12 protein-coding genes and 1 pseudogene are annotated in these 13663 nt (G+C 73.1%); 6 read left to right on the top strand and 7 right to left on the bottom strand.

Annotation, left to right across the window (positions count from 1 at the left end):
* Positions 1-6: 6 nt before the first annotated feature.
* Entirely contained in the window at positions 7-522 is a 516-nt protein-coding gene (locus RND61_RS20910) for a DUF6086 family protein (protein ID WP_315879553.1), read from the bottom strand.
* A 1270-nt stretch (positions 523-1792) separates the two neighbouring features.
* Between RND61_RS20910 and RND61_RS20915 the strand changes: the two genes are divergently transcribed.
* On the top strand, positions 1793-3775 hold the full coding sequence (locus RND61_RS20915) for an amino acid transporter (RefSeq protein ID WP_315879554.1): 1983 nt from the start codon (positions 1793-1795) through the stop codon (positions 3773-3775).
* A gap of 472 nt (positions 3776-4247) precedes the next feature.
* On the opposite strand, the gene RND61_RS20920 is transcribed toward RND61_RS20915, so the two are convergent.
* The 3 genes and pseudogenes from RND61_RS20920 to RND61_RS20930 form a co-directional block, all read right to left on the bottom strand.
* A complete protein-coding gene (locus RND61_RS20920) occupies positions 4248-4817 on the bottom strand; it encodes a DinB family protein (RefSeq protein ID WP_315879555.1) in 570 nt (189 codons plus the stop codon).
* 364 nt (positions 4818-5181) lie between these two features.
* Positions 5182-5601 (bottom strand): hypothetical protein, encoded by a 420-nt coding sequence (locus RND61_RS20925; protein WP_315879556.1) that lies wholly within the window; start codon positions 5599-5601, stop codon positions 5182-5184.
* Between the two features lie 229 nt (positions 5602-5830).
* A pseudogene (locus tag RND61_RS20930) lies at positions 5831-6456 on the bottom strand (SDR family NAD(P)-dependent oxidoreductase).
* Positions 6457-6914: 458 nt separating this feature from the next.
* Here RND61_RS20930 and RND61_RS20935 point away from each other — a divergent pair.
* Positions 6915-8471 carry a cellulose binding domain-containing protein gene (locus tag RND61_RS20935; RefSeq protein ID WP_315879557.1) on the top strand — a complete coding sequence of 519 codons (1557 nt, stop codon included), beginning with the start codon at positions 6915-6917 and terminating at the stop codon, positions 8469-8471.
* 394 nt (positions 8472-8865) lie between these two features.
* Here RND61_RS20935 and RND61_RS20940 read toward each other — a convergent pair whose 3' ends face one another.
* From RND61_RS20940 to RND61_RS20950, 3 genes are all read right to left on the bottom strand, one after another.
* The gene (locus RND61_RS20940; protein ID WP_315879558.1) at positions 8866-9423 is read right to left on the bottom strand and encodes a GNAT family N-acetyltransferase; all 558 of its coding nucleotides are present in this window, start codon (positions 9421-9423) and stop codon (positions 8866-8868) included.
* 105 nt (positions 9424-9528) lie between these two features.
* A complete protein-coding gene (locus RND61_RS20945) occupies positions 9529-10380 on the bottom strand; it encodes a rhomboid family intramembrane serine protease (protein ID WP_315879559.1) in 852 nt (283 codons plus the stop codon).
* A 129-nt stretch (positions 10381-10509) separates the two neighbouring features.
* Positions 10510-10698 (bottom strand): hypothetical protein, encoded by a 189-nt coding sequence (locus RND61_RS20950; protein ID WP_315879560.1) that lies wholly within the window; start codon positions 10696-10698, stop codon positions 10510-10512.
* A gap of 133 nt (positions 10699-10831) precedes the next feature.
* Here RND61_RS20950 and RND61_RS20955 point away from each other — a divergent pair, with 133 nt between their 5' ends.
* The 4 genes from RND61_RS20955 to RND61_RS20970 all read left to right on the top strand — a co-directional run bounded on the left by RND61_RS20955 (position 10832) and on the right by RND61_RS20970 (position 13539).
* Positions 10832-11347, top strand: a complete 516-nt coding sequence (locus RND61_RS20955; protein ID WP_315879561.1) for a gluconokinase — start codon at positions 10832-10834, stop codon at positions 11345-11347.
* Positions 11348-11569: 222 nt separating this feature from the next.
* The gene (locus tag RND61_RS20960) at positions 11570-11980 is read left to right on the top strand and encodes a DUF1622 domain-containing protein (RefSeq protein ID WP_315879562.1); all 411 of its coding nucleotides are present in this window, start codon (positions 11570-11572) and stop codon (positions 11978-11980) included.
* Positions 11977-12225 carry a hypothetical protein gene (locus RND61_RS20965; RefSeq protein WP_315879563.1) on the top strand — a complete coding sequence of 83 codons (249 nt, stop codon included), beginning with the start codon at positions 11977-11979 and terminating at the stop codon, positions 12223-12225. The genes RND61_RS20960 and RND61_RS20965 overlap by 4 nt, the downstream gene beginning before the upstream one ends.
* A 258-nt stretch (positions 12226-12483) precedes the next feature.
* On the top strand, positions 12484-13539 hold the full coding sequence (locus tag RND61_RS20970; RefSeq protein WP_315879564.1) for a glucose 1-dehydrogenase: 1056 nt from the start codon (positions 12484-12486) through the stop codon (positions 13537-13539).
* Positions 13540-13663: the final 124 nt, after the last annotated feature.

Below are 13663 nucleotides of genomic sequence, written 5' to 3' on the forward strand. Positions count from 1 at the left end.
CCTTTCTCAAGGGGGACGGACAGGAGGCGAGGATCGTTTCATCGTGCGGTGCCGCTGTGGTCGGCGGGGCATGGGGCGGATCGACTCCCGGGCTCGCTCGCGCAGTCCCCCGATCGGGGCCCCGCCTTCCGCAGGGGTGGGCACGCCGGTGAGGGCCGGGGTCCGCACGTCTTCACGGTGACCTTCCAGTTCGGTGCCGGTCCGCGCCCGGACCACCGTCGTTGCGGCGCGTTCCGCGAGGACCAGCACGATGGCGGTGGAACCTTCGAAGAGGGCCCGCGCGAGGGCGTGGCTCGTTCTCCGGTGGTGTTCCGGCAGGGCGTTGACGAAGGTCTCGAAGGCGGCCGGATCGATCCGGCACTCGTTGTTCTCCACCGGGCCGATGCCCGAGGAAACCCCCGGCTCCCCCTCGGACGTTTCCCCGTGGCGCGGGAACACCCGGGAAGCTTCCCCGGACGGTTCCAGAGGTGCTCGTCCCCCAGGTCGAAGTACTGGCTCGCCACGCCCCCTCGCACCGGTCACCGCGGATCAGCGTATCCGGGCGGATCATCGCCGTCGCCGTCCGGTCCGCGAGCGCCCCGGCCCCGTGGCGGTCGATGGGGTGAGCCGTCCGCGACCGCGGACGGACGACGCCCGCGGCCTCGGCGTCCACGCGCGGACGGGGCACTCCGGAGGACGGCGCCCCGACCGGGTGGGGGCGCCGCCGTGCCCGTGTGGGACGGGGGCCGGTCAGCCGGTGGAGCCGGCGGTGAGGGAGCCCAAAGGGATTCGGGTCGATAAAACAGCCGGCGTTCCCGTTGGCCCTTTCCGAGGAGCGCTTGCCCTCTTCGGCGCCTGCGCATCTCCTTTTGGAATGATCAGCAGGTGCGACTGGATCGGCGGGAAAACCAGTTCCCCCCATCGGTGCCTCCGCAATCAGTCGGCGTGCCCCCGGAAGGGTGCTAGTACATCCGATGTGGCGGTAGTCACGGCCCGCTCCCAGTCCGGTGGAAGGATGTGCCCGGCCGTGCGTCACCGCGCATCGTCATCGGCTGCGAAAGGCCAGCCGGAACCGTGGGCTTCCCGTGAAGTTCGGTGGCCGTTTCCCCCGTGCCGTCGGCGGCCGGCACGGCCCGCGCGTCACGGGCGGGGAAGACGGCGACGGTGCGGCAGCGGTCCGGGGCCGGCGATGGCCGGGGCCGGTGGGCCGGCCGCGCCGGGAATACGGGGAGCGGGGACCACGCGGCAGCGTCGAGCAGCCACAAAGAGCTGGTCAGGGCGTCCACGAGAGGGAGGGCCAGAGCGGGCCGGCACACCGGCGAGGACGGCGCGGCGGACACCGCCGTCCGCGTCACGGGAGGTCTTCATCGCGGCGCCTTCACCCGTGGAAGGGCTCCGGAGCCGGCGGCGCGTTCACCGTCCCGCCGTCCCGGGCACACCGCTTCGGGCGGCCCGCCGACTCGGACTTTACCGGCCCCGCGCTTATCGGACTCGCGCACGGGGCGGTCTTAGCGAAACATTGACGCTGTTTTAACGGAAATCATTCGCCGCAGCAGAAATGCGAACCCCGCGCTGTCGCGTGGTGAACCGCTCTGGCAGCATGCAGCGTTCGTATCGGCGTGTTCGTTCGCACCCGGCCTTGACGCAGAAGGCAGTACGGGGAAGTCCGGCGTCCGGGTGCCTCACGGCAACGGATGTCCCTACCGGCGGAGTCGTGGGAACAGCGCGCCGCACCATGCGGTGATCATTACGGTTCGCGGGCACGTGTGCACGAGGCCCGACGCTCCGATCGGGAAGAAGGTTGATGGGGGACATGGCGGACAGCGACAGGACAGCCGTGCCCGAAGTGGTGGCCAGTCCCGCCGTGCGGGCCCAGCCGACCGGCAAGGTGGCACGGTGGATGCTGCGCCACCAGGTGCAGCCAGTGGGACCGGCGTCGGGCGAGGGGCACACGGAGCCCCACGCGTGGTGGAAGGTGATGTGCCTGACCGGGGTGGACTACTTCTCCAGCCTGGCCTACGTACCGGCGATCGCGGCGCTCGCGGCCGGGGCGGTCTCGCCGCTGGCCACCTTGCTGATCGTGGCGCTGACGCTGCTGGGGATGCTTCCGATGTACCGGCGTGTCGCCCGGGAGAGCCCGCACGGGGCGGGGTCCGTGGCGATGCTGGAGGACCTGCTGCCCTTCTGGTGGGGCAAGCTGTTCGTCCTGGTCCTGCTCGGCTTCGTGGCCACGTCGTGGATCATCACGATCACCCTGTCCACGGCGGACGCCTCCGTGCACGTGGTGGAGAACCCGTTCTTCCCCGCCGCGCTGCACGGGCACGAGGTCGCCCTCACCGTGGTCCTCCTCCTGGTCCTCGGCGGGGTGTTCCTCCTCGGGTTCAGCGAAGCGGTCAGTGTCGCCATCCCCCTCGTGGCGGTCTTCCTGGCGCTCAACGCGGTCGTGATCGCCGTCGGCCTGGTCCACGTGTTCACCGCCCCCGGGGCGCTGTCGGCGTGGACGGACGCCCTCGTCGGAGGCGGAGCGGGCTTCGGCGAGCTGATGACACCAGCCCTGGTCGCGTTCCCGCTGCTGGTGCTGGGCCTGTCGGGCTTCGAGACAGGGGTCAGCATGATGCCCCTCGTGGCCGCCGGCGGCGCCGACGCGGCGCAGCGACTGGGGGCACGGGTACGCAACACACGCAGACTCCTGACCACCGCGGCCCTCGTCATGAGCGTGTACCTGCTGTCCGCGAGCTTCGTGACCACCGTCCTCATCCCGGAGCGCGAGTTCGAACCCGGCGGCGCCGCCAACGGCCGCGCCCTGGCCTGGCTGGCCCACGAACACGTCGGCGAGGCCTTCGGCACCGTCTACGACATCAGCACCATCCTCATCCTCTGGTTCGCCGGCGCCTCCGCCATGGCAGGACTGATCAACATCGTCCCCCGCTACCTGCCCGACTACGGCATGGCCCCGGAGTGGGGGCGCGCGGTCCGGCCGGTCGTGATCGTCTACACCGCCCTGTGCGTCCTGATCACCTTCGCCTTCGACGCCGACGTCGACGCCCAGGCCGGCGCCTACGCCACCGGCATCCTGGCCATGATGGTCTCCGGCGCCTTCGCCGTCACCGTCACCATGGCCCGCCGCCACCGACGCGCGGCCACCGTCGGCTTCGCCCTGCTCACCGCGGTCCTGCTGTACGCCCTGCTGGCGAACATCGTCGACAAGCCGGACGGCATCGCCATCTCCGGCTTCTTCATCGCCGGCATCATCACCGTGTCGCTGGTCTCCCGCGTCTCGCGCACCACCGAACTGCGCGCCGACCGCATCGTCTTCGACCCCGCCGCCCGCCGGTTCGTCACCGACACCCTGGTCCACGACAACTCCATCAACATCATCGCCAACCGCCGCCAGGCCGGCGACAGCGCCGAGTACAGCGCCAAGGAACGCGAACAGCGCGGCACCAACCCGGTGCCCGGCCCCGCCGACGTGATCTTCCTTGAGATCGACGTGGTCGACCCCTCCGACTTCAGCGACACCCTCACCGTCCGCGGGGTCGAAGTCGACGGCCACCGCATCCTGCGCGCCGAAGCCCCGGCCGCGCCCAACGCCATCGCCGCCGTCCTGCTCGCCCTGCGCGACGCCACCGGGATACGGCCCCACTGCTACTTCGCGTGGGCCGAGGGCAGCCCCCTCAAGCACATGTTCCGCTACTTCCTCCTCGGTCGCGGCGACACCGCCCCCGTCACGCGCGAGATCATCCGCAGCAACGAGCCCGACCCCGACCGGCGCCCCGGGATCCACGTCGGCGGCTGACCCTCCCCCGGCCTGCCGGGCCCGGCGAGCGTTCAGCACCCGTCGATCGCCCCGGTCCGTACACGGGGCCGGGAGGCCGTCCCCACCTGCCCGAGCCTCACGACGAGGGCTTCGGTGTCCAGACGGCCGTCGTCCGCCCCGGCCGGCTCGACGGCTCCCAGCCACCGGCCGGTCCGGGAACTCACCGCTCGCCTGCGCTGCGCGCACGGACGCGTGATCCCACACCGCCTTCCACGGACCGGGCCGCGCAGGCGGAGCCCGCCCCGGGGCACCCGTGACGACCCCGGGCCCGTCGACCACGACCCGTCGACCACGGCGCGGCGATCGCTCCGACGGCCACCGCGCCGCCCCGGCCCGGGCAGACGCCGCCCCAGCCGCGCCCGAGTCGGCGGGGCGAGCACGACCGGCCCCGTCCGAGGCTCTCACTTCGAGGTGACGTACTGGTGGGGGCGGGTGCGAACCCCGGCCCCCGTCACTGGCCCACCCTCCCGTCGACGCACTCGCGCAGCAGGTCGGCGTGCCCGCAGTGACGGGCGTACTCCTCGATCCGGTGCACCAGCAGCTCCCGGATCGCGATCTCGTCCTTCCCCACCCGCTCGCCCAGGTCCGGGTGCTCGGCCAGCGCGGCGTCGGTCGCGGCCTGCTCGCGCTCCAGATCGGCGTACGCGGCGTCGACCACGGCCTGCTCGGCGACGGCTCCGTCGAAGTCCGCGTCCTTCTCGCCGTACAGCTTCGGCAGGGGGTCGCCGTCGCTGATCCAGTTGCGCCAGTCGCGTTCCACCTCGGCGAGGTGCCGGACCAGGCCGAGCAGCGACATCGTCGACGGCGGAACCGACCGACGGGCCAGTTGCTCCGGACTCAGGCCCTCGCACTTCATCCGCAGGGTCATGCGGTAATCCGTCAGGAAGTCCCGCAGCGTCGCCGGCTCGCCGTCCGGACCGGGACCTTCGTTGGTGCGGGGGTCGTCGTCCGGGTCGGTCCACATGTCGGGGTGGACGGTCGCCTGGGTCCATCGCGCGGGTCGGTCACTCATGCGGTGCATGGTCGTCCATGCAGGTCCGGGTCCGCCACCGAGTTCTCGGTCCGCGGCGGCACCGTGGCGGCGTCAGGAGGCGGCGCTGTCCCGGTGGCAAGGCGTTCCGGCAGGCCGGTCCGGTCCCGCGCAACCGCTTCGGCCAGGTGCGGCTCGGGTCGCCCCCGCCGGGATGTCCACCTGGACGGCGGTGTGGGGCGCGGCCCGGCCGGAGTCCGGCACCGGTGTCGCCGCGGTGGCCACGGTGCGGATCCGCGAGGTCGTCGAGCGCCTGGTCGCCGTCGGCCCGCGGCGGCCGGGTGGCCCGCGAGGCTCTGCGGGCCGGCCATCGCTGGTGGGACCGGGAGGCGGGCCGGGGGTGGCCGGCCGGGGGTCAGTGGGCGAACTCCTTCTTGGTGAGGTCCTCGACCAGGCGCCAACCGCCGCCGTCCGGTTCGAAGAGGAAGACGTGGGACGACACGTAGGGGATGGTGGGCTGCGGGTCGGCGCCGGAAGGGGCGGTGGTGTAGGGCGTGGTGGAGCTGTCGACCCAGACCTTGGCCCGTTCGCCGTGCATCTCGATGTGGTGCACGACGGCCTTCGACTTCGCCTCGCCCCAGACCCGACCTGCCGGTGACGGGGTCTCCCGCCACGGCGGATCCGCATCGGCCTCGCGCTGGAAGATCGCCTCGGCGGTGACGCGCAGCTCCTCCCGCTCGGCCTTCTCCGCCCGGTCCTGCAGCACGTACACGGTCCCGCCGACCGCGATGACGGCTGCGACGGCTCCCGACGCCACCTTGTGGCTCCTGCGCATGTTCCCCCCTGATCGAACGGTGTGGCATCGCAGCGTAAGCGATCATCGGCAGTCCACACGTCCCCGATCCGGTCCCTTCTCCCAGGGCGGCGACAGATGCCGGCAAGGGACTTGAGCGGCCCGGGGCGCAGCCGTGCCCGTCGCCGTGTCGCAGGCGCGCCCGGGGCGGGGGGACGCCCCGCGGCCGGAGCGATGCCACCGGCGCTCGGCGCCGGACGGCTGGAGGAGATCAGTCCTGGACCGGGGTGCCGGGGCTGATGTCGTACGCCTTCCGTACGAGGTCGGGGCGGCGGCCGTCGTTGAGCTGCCGGGTCCACTGGGCGTCGACCTGCTCGCGGACCTGCGGTTCCATCTCGGTCGGCAGCAGGTCGCGGTAGCGCCGTTCGTCGCCGAGCAGAACGCGGACGGTGCGCTCGTAGACCGGTTCGGGGTCGTACTGCTCGTGCGGGAAGGCCGGTTCGGCGTAGTCGTAGAGGCGGGCGGCGGTGTTGTCGCGCCGTTCCTTCCACGTCTCGAACATGGTGTCGTTGAAGCCGGTGAGGAACGGGCCGGGGTTGACCGTGGCGACCGTGACGCCGAACTCGGCGAGTCCCTGGTCAAGGGCGTCGGCGAACGGTTGTTCAGGAGGACCTCGACGTCCCGGGCCCCGGCCCTCTTCCGGTCGCCGGGGTCGGTGACGTCCAGCTTCTCCACCCGCAGGTCGACGCCCCGCTCCCGGGCTTCGGCGCGTACCGTGCTGACCTGGGCGATGATCTCCACGCCCGCGATCACGTCGTGCCCGGCCGCCGCGAGCCGCAGCGCCACCTCCTTGCCGAAACCGCTGCCCGCGCCGGTGATGAGAATCGGTCCAGCCATGTCCTCGCGCCTTCCCGTGCTCGTGTCCGGCCTGCCCGGGCACACCGGATGTCCTGGGCCGCGCGTACCGGCGGCCGTCTTCACGAAGCCGCGGCGACCGCCTCGGCCACGGCGGTGCCCTGCTCGCGGGCCCCCACCGACCCCGACCGCGCCCGCCACCTCGCCGTCGGCCACGAGCGGCGCGCCTCCCGCGAAGACGAGCACCCGGCCCGGGCCGGACAGGGCCGCGCCCCGGAACCGCCCGCCCGGCTCGGGATCCCGCGCCGGATCCCCGGCGGCCGACCCGCCGACCCTCCCCGCCCTATTGGTCCAGACCTATTGACCGGATTGGTTTACACCAATAGCCTCCCAGGCGTGTGAGTGTCATGTCATGACCAACAGGCTCATGAACGACGGGTGGCCGCACGCGCGGGCGCGCCACCCGACCCCCTCCGGAACCGACACTCGATGGAGACGCCTTGAGATCCCCCACCGTCAGACGTCTGTGGACACGGACCACGGCAGTGCTCGCCTGCCTGGTCATCCCGCTCGCCGCCCTGGTCGGCCTGGCCGCGCCGGCGCAGGCGGCCGAGGCGAAGGCGACCTACCAGAAGACCCAGGACTGGGGCAGCGGCTTCGCGGGCCAGTGGACCGTCAAGAACACCGGCACCACCGCGATCAGTGGCTGGACGGTGTCCTGGGACTTCCCCGCCGGGACCTCCGTCGCGTCCGCCTGGGACGCCACCGTGACGAACTCCGGCACGAGGTGGACGGCGAAGAACGCCTCGTACAACGGCACCCTCGCCCCCGGTGCCAGCGTCTCCTTCGGCTTCAACGGCATCGGCACCGGCGGCGGCAACGTCACCAACTGCGTCCTCAACGGAGCCTCCTGCGACGGCTCGGACGTCCCGGGCGACAACCCGCCGTCCGCCCCCGGCACACCGAGCGCCGGGACCGTCACCGACACCTCGGTGGCGCTCAGCTGGACGGCGGCCACCGACGACAAGGGCGTCAAGAACTACGACGTGTACCGCGGCACCACCAAGGTCGCCACGGTCACCACCACGGGCTACACCGACACCGGCCTCTCGCCCGGCACCACGTACGGTTACAGCGTCCGGGCGCGCGACACCGCCGACCAGGTCGGCCCCGCCAGCGGTACGAGGACCGTGACCACCACCGGAGGCGGTGGCGGCGGCCCCCGCTTCATCCAGGCCGCGCCCTACCTCTACCTCGGCTGGGGCAATCCGCCGAGCGCCACCGAGGTGATGAAGGCCACCGGCACCAAGTGGTTCACGATGGCCTTCATCCTCGCCCAGAACGGCTGCAACCCGGCGTGGGACAGCCAGCGCCCCCTCCTCGGCGGCGTGGACGAGTCCACCATCAAGGCGATCCGCGCGGCCGGCGGTGACATCGTCCCGTCCATCGGCGGCTGGAGCGGCAACAAGCTCGGTCCCAACTGTTCCACCCCCGAGGCCCTCGCGGGCGCCTACCAGAAGGTGATCGACGCCTACGGCCTCAAGGCGATCGACATCGACATCGAGAACACCGACGAGTTCGAGAACGCCGCCGTCCAGGACCGCATCCTCACCGCCCTGAAGATCGTAAAGCAGAACAACCCGGGTCTGCGGACGATCCTCACCTTCCCGACCCTCATCTCCGGCCCCAACTCCTGGGGGAACCGCCTCATCGAGCGGGCCCACGCCCTCGACGCGGACATCGACAACTTCACCATCATGCCCTTCAACTTCGGCGGCGGTGCCGACATGTACGGCAGCACCGTCAAGGCCACCGAGGGCCTGAAGAACAAGCTCAAGTCCGTCTTCGGCTGGACCGACGCGGAAGCCTACGCGCACATCGGCATCTCCGGCATGAACGGCAGCAGCGACACCGGCGAGATCACCACGCCCCAGATCTGGACCCAGATCCGCGACTGGGCCAACTCCCACGACATCGGCCGCCTGGCCTTCTGGTCGGTCAACCGCGACCGCCCCAACTGGGAGTTCACCTCCATCACCGCCGGCTTCACCGGCTGACCGACGCCCGTCCCGCACGGGCACGGCGGCGCCCCCACCCGGTCGGGGGCGCCGCCTTCCGTACGCGGACCCCGGCCCGGCGCGACGCGCTCGCCCCGTACGCGCCTCCTCCGCCCCGGCGGGCCCGGTGGGAGTGCCGCCGCGTGCCCACCGGGCCCGGGTGCGGCCGGCGGGCACGCGGTGGCCACGCGCGTCGTCCACGACGCCTTCAGGACGAACCGCGCCGGGCGGGTACCGGACGCACGGGCGACGGCTCCGGGCACCCGCAGGCGCGTCCCCGTGCGGCGGCGTCCGGGCAGAACCGCTCGGTCCGGGCAGAACCGATCAGGCGGTCGCGTCCGCTCGTCGGCGGGGACGAGGCTTCACCAAGGCGAGGCTTCACCGTGTCGAGGCTTCACCAGGCGGCCGAAGACGGTGCCGCCGCGTAGCAGTGGACGGTCACCGGTCGGCACGGGCTCCATCGTTGCTCGACCGTGGCCATCCGTTCCCAGCCCAGCCGCTCGTAGAGGGCCGCCGCGGCGGTGTCGGACGCCACGACGTCGAGCACCGGCTGTAGGTCACGGCGTCGTGCCTCCTCCGTGGCCCGGCCGATCAGGAGCGCTCCGATCCCGTGCCCCCTGGCTCCCGGGGCGACGAACAGGCGGCCGACCACCGCGGTCAGGTCCGCGCTCGTCCCGTTCCGCTCGCCCCACAGGCCGGGGGCCAGGTCCCCCTCGCCGCCGCGGGACAGGACGACGTGGCCGACGACCCGCCCTCCCAGTTCGGCGACCCAGGCCCCCAGCGGGCGAGCGGGCGAAAGCCACTCACGGGGGCGGTCGGGCCAGTTCACCGGGTAACCGTCGCGCCGATGGACGTCCGCGAGGACCCGCACGCACTTCTCGGCGTCGTCCTCGGTCCTCTGCCGGATCCGTACCGGCCTCTCCGCGGCGGTCCCGGAGCTCTCGATGTTCATCCCGGCAGAAAAACACAGGTCACTCGGCCGCCACCAGACACTCTCGACACACGTTCCGGCTTGCTGGGCCGGAGGCGGGTCCAGTGCGCCGCGCGGCGGGCGCCGTCACCAGCCCGGGCGCGACCACCCCGGCCGGGCGGGACCGGCCGGCCGCGCCCGCCTCCCCCACAGCGGCCCCCGGGGCTCCGGCGGCGGCGAAGTGCCCCGGCGCAGCGGCCAGGCGCACAGCATCCCCACCACGAAGCCGACGACGTGGGCCAGGTACGCCACGGTCCCGGCCTGCGAGACGCCCGCCCCGTACGAGTACACGGCCTGGAGGGCGAACCACAGTCCGAGCACCGTCCAGGCGGGCAGGCGCAGCGGCAGCAGGATCAGGAACGGCACGAGGACCCACACCCTGGCCCTGGGGTACAGCACCAGGTACGCGCCCAGCACCCCGGCGACGGCGCCCGAGGCACCGATCAGCGGCGTGGCCGAACCGGAGTCGGCCAGGGCGAAGCCGTACGTGGCGGCGTAGCCGCAGAGGCCGTAGAACAGCAGGTAGCGCACCCTGCCGAGCCGGTCCTCGATGTTGTCGCCGAAGACCCAGAGGAACAGCATGTTGCCGAGCAGGTGCAGCCAGCTGCCGTGCAGGAACATCGCCGTGAGGACGGACAGCGGCGGCGACTTGTCGTAGCCGGGCGGGCCCAGCAGGCAACCCGGGCCGGACGGGCCCACGCCGACCTCGCCCGTGGGGACCAGCCCCGGCAGCCGGTCGTGGACGAGTTCCCTCGGCACGGCCGCCCACTGGTCGAGGAACGAGTCCAGCCGGCAGAACTGCGCGAGGCCGCTCTCGCCGGTCAGCGAGCCGGCCATGCCGGGGGTGCGCAGGAAGACGACGAAGTTGGCGGCGATCAGCGCGTACGTCACCCAGGGGACCCGCCGCGCCGGGTTCACGTCATGAACGGGAATGACCACATGAGATCACTGCCCTGCCATACACGCACGAATCAGACCAATCGCTACGGGTCGAGGAGGGTCCGCCCCGCGACCCGGTCCCGGGGCGCGGTGGCTGCGGGACGCGGTGGCCGCGGGGCGGTCGCGCCGCTACCCGCCGGTGTCCCGCCCGCCGCTCCCGGACGTGTCCCGACGCGCGTCACGCGCCTCCTCCCCCTGCTCCGCGCCGCGCTTCCGCCGGTCGTCCGGCCGGCCGCGCCCGCGTTCCTCCTCCGGGTGGACGTCCTTCTCGCCCGTGACCCGTTCCAGCGGGCTCTCGTGGTTCTCGGTTCCGGTCATGGCCACTCCTCGCGTCGCGTGCCGTACCCCCAGCGGGTCACCCGATCGGCCGGACCCAATCCCGTCGCGTACGAGGCGTGCCGCGCGGGTACCCGACCCGCCCGGGACACGGGCGCCGAACAGGGATGGAGACATGCCGGATCACGTATTTCCGCTGGTCGTCGTCACGGGGGTCTCCGGCTCCGGAAAATCGACGATCGGCCGGGCCCTGGCACGGCAGCTGGGGGTGCCGTACGAGGAGGGGGACGACCTCCACCCGCCGGGGAACATCGAGAAGATGGAGGCCGGGGTGCCCCTCACCGACGAGGACAGGGCGCCCTGGCTGGAGCGGGTCGCCGGGTGGCTGCGCGGTCACCTCGACCGCGGCGGCGTCATCACGTGCTCCGCGCTCAAGCGGCGTTACCGGGACCGGCTCGCCGCCGTGTCGCCCCGCGTCTTCTTCCTCCACCTGCACGGTCCGGCCGAGCTGATCGCCGCCCGCATCACCGCCCGGCGCGGCCACTTCATGCCGCCGAGCCTGTTGCGGTCGCAGTTCGACGCCCTGGAGCCGCCGGCTCCCGACGAGCACGGCGCCGAGGTGTCCGTCGAGGGCACGCCCGAGGAGACGACCGCCCTGGCACTCGCCGCGGTGAGGGCCGCCCCTCCGTGAGGTGCGGGTCCGTTGTGTAGGCCACCCCCGTGAGGTGCGGGGCCGTTGTGTGGGTCGCCCCGTGAGGTGCGCAGCCGCCACGCGGGCCACCCGGTGAGGTACAAGGCCGTCGTGAGGACCGTCCGGTGAGGTACGGGGCCGCCGGCCGGCCGCGTACCGGCGGCGTGGGCCGGGTGGAGCACGCGTGGCATCGGCGCGGACGCGCGCGGGTACCCGCCTTTCATGATCGTGTCGGTGGAGCTCCTGCCCGAGTCGGCCCTGCGCGAAGCCATCGGCTTCCTGGTGCGGCTCGTCGAGTCCGCCGGGGCGCTGATCATCTTCATCGGCGCCGTCTGGGCGTTCGCCCAGTTCGTCAAGGCCGGTCTACGGGGGCGCGGCCGGGTGGCCGGGTTCAACCGGATCCGGCTCAGCCTGGGGCGCTTCCTCGTGCTGGGCCTCGAGTTCCAGCTCGCGGGTGACGTGCTGCGCACGGCGGTCGCGCCCAGCTTCACCGAGATCGGGCAACTGGCGGCGATCGCGGCCATCCGTACCGCGCTCAACTACTTCCTCGGACGCGAGATCGCCCAGGAGAGCGCGGAGATCGCGCGCGGCACGGACCCACTGGAGCAGCCCGCCCGGAGGACACCACGGTGAACGCCTGGCTGCAGGCCGCCGCCGTGCTGATCACCGCTGCGGGGCTCGTCGCGGCGGCGGCCTCCTGGCGGTTGACGGGCCGTTTCCGAAGCGCCCTGGCCGTGCTGCTCGACTTCCTGACCGCGGCCGGGCTGGTGCGGTTGGCCGGGGACCCCGCGTGGGGCAGCGTCCTGTCGGCCGCCGCCGTGATCGCGCTGCGCCGTCTGATCGGATCGGGCCTGGCCCTGTCCCGCGCCGCGCCGTAGGGGCCGAAGCCCGCCGGGAGGGCCGGGCGGGCGGGTCGGGCGGTCCTCCCCGTCGGGCGGGCCCTGCCGGCCCGCCGGAACGGCGCCCTTCCGGGAGCGGGGCGCGTCCGGCCTCCGTACCCTTGACTACCGTCGGACGCGGCGCCGGTCCCGCGTACGGGAGGCTCCCCTACACGGGAGGCTCCCGTACGCGGGAGGCTACGGCGGCGAGCCGCGGCCAGGACTCCCCTCCCCCGACGCGGAACGGAAGGACGGCCCATGCGCGCACTGACGGTCCGGCCCGGCTCGCGGGCCTCCATGGAGGTCCGCGAACTCCCCCCGCCCGATCCGGGCCCGCGGGAACTGCTGGTGCGGGGCCTGGCGCTGGGGGTGTGCGGCACCGACCGGGAGATCGCCGACGGGCAGTACGGCACCGCGCCCGCCGGGCGGGACTGGATGGTGGCCGGTCACGAGTCGCTGGGGCGGGTGGAGCAGGCGCCGCCCGGGAGCGGCTTCTCCCCCGGCGACCTGGTGGTCGGCGTGGTCCGCCGCCCGGACCCCGTACCGTGCGGGGCGTGTGCCCGCGGACACTTCGACATGTGCCGCAACGACCGCTACCGGGAGCGGGGCGTCAAGGAGCTCGACGGCTACGGCGCGGAGTACTGGACCGTGGAGTGCGACTACGCCGTCACGCTGGATCCGCGCCTGGAGCACGTGGGGACGCTCCTGGAGCCGATGTCCGTCGTGGCCAAGGCGTGGCAGCAGGTCGACCTGGTGGGGGGCCGCTCGTGGTTCGAGCCGCGACGGGTCCTCGTGACGGGCGCCGGCCCCATCGGGCTGTTGGCCGCGCTGGTGGGCGTGGAGCGGGGCCTGGAGACGCACGTGCTGGACCGCGTCGAGCGGGGCCCGAAGCCGTCGCTCGTACGGTCCCTCGGCGCGGCGTACCACAGCGCCGGGGCCCGCGAGGTGATGGACGACGTGCGGCCGGACGTCGTCATCGAGGCGACCGGCGCCGCGCAGGTCGTGTTCGCGGCCATGTCCGGCACCTCGCCGTACGGCGTCCTGTGCCTGACCGGGGTGTCCCCCTCCGGCAGGCGCATCACCGTGGACGCCGGGATGGTCAACCGCGACCTGGTGCTGGGGAACGACGCGGTCGTCGGCTCGGTGAACGCCAACCTCGACCACTACCGGCAGGCCGCGGCGGCACTCGCCCGGGCCGACGCGGCGTGGCTGGAGGGCCTGGTCACCCGACGGGTGCCGCTGGAGCGGTTCCAGGAGGCGTTCGCCGCGCACGACGACGACATCAAGGCCGTCATCACCCTGGACGCCCCTTGACCGCCCCCGGCCACCCGGCCGGCCGGCGACCCGCGCCGTAACGCCCCGGGGCACGGCGGCTGCCCGAAGCGGCGCCCGTCCACCACGGCGCGCGCCGCGCCCCCCGCCCCCCGGGGCGCGGGGG

The sequence above is a fragment of the Streptomyces tamarix genome (assembly GCF_032423885.1).
Classification (GTDB): domain Bacteria; phylum Actinomycetota; class Actinomycetes; order Streptomycetales; family Streptomycetaceae; genus Streptomyces; species Streptomyces tamarix.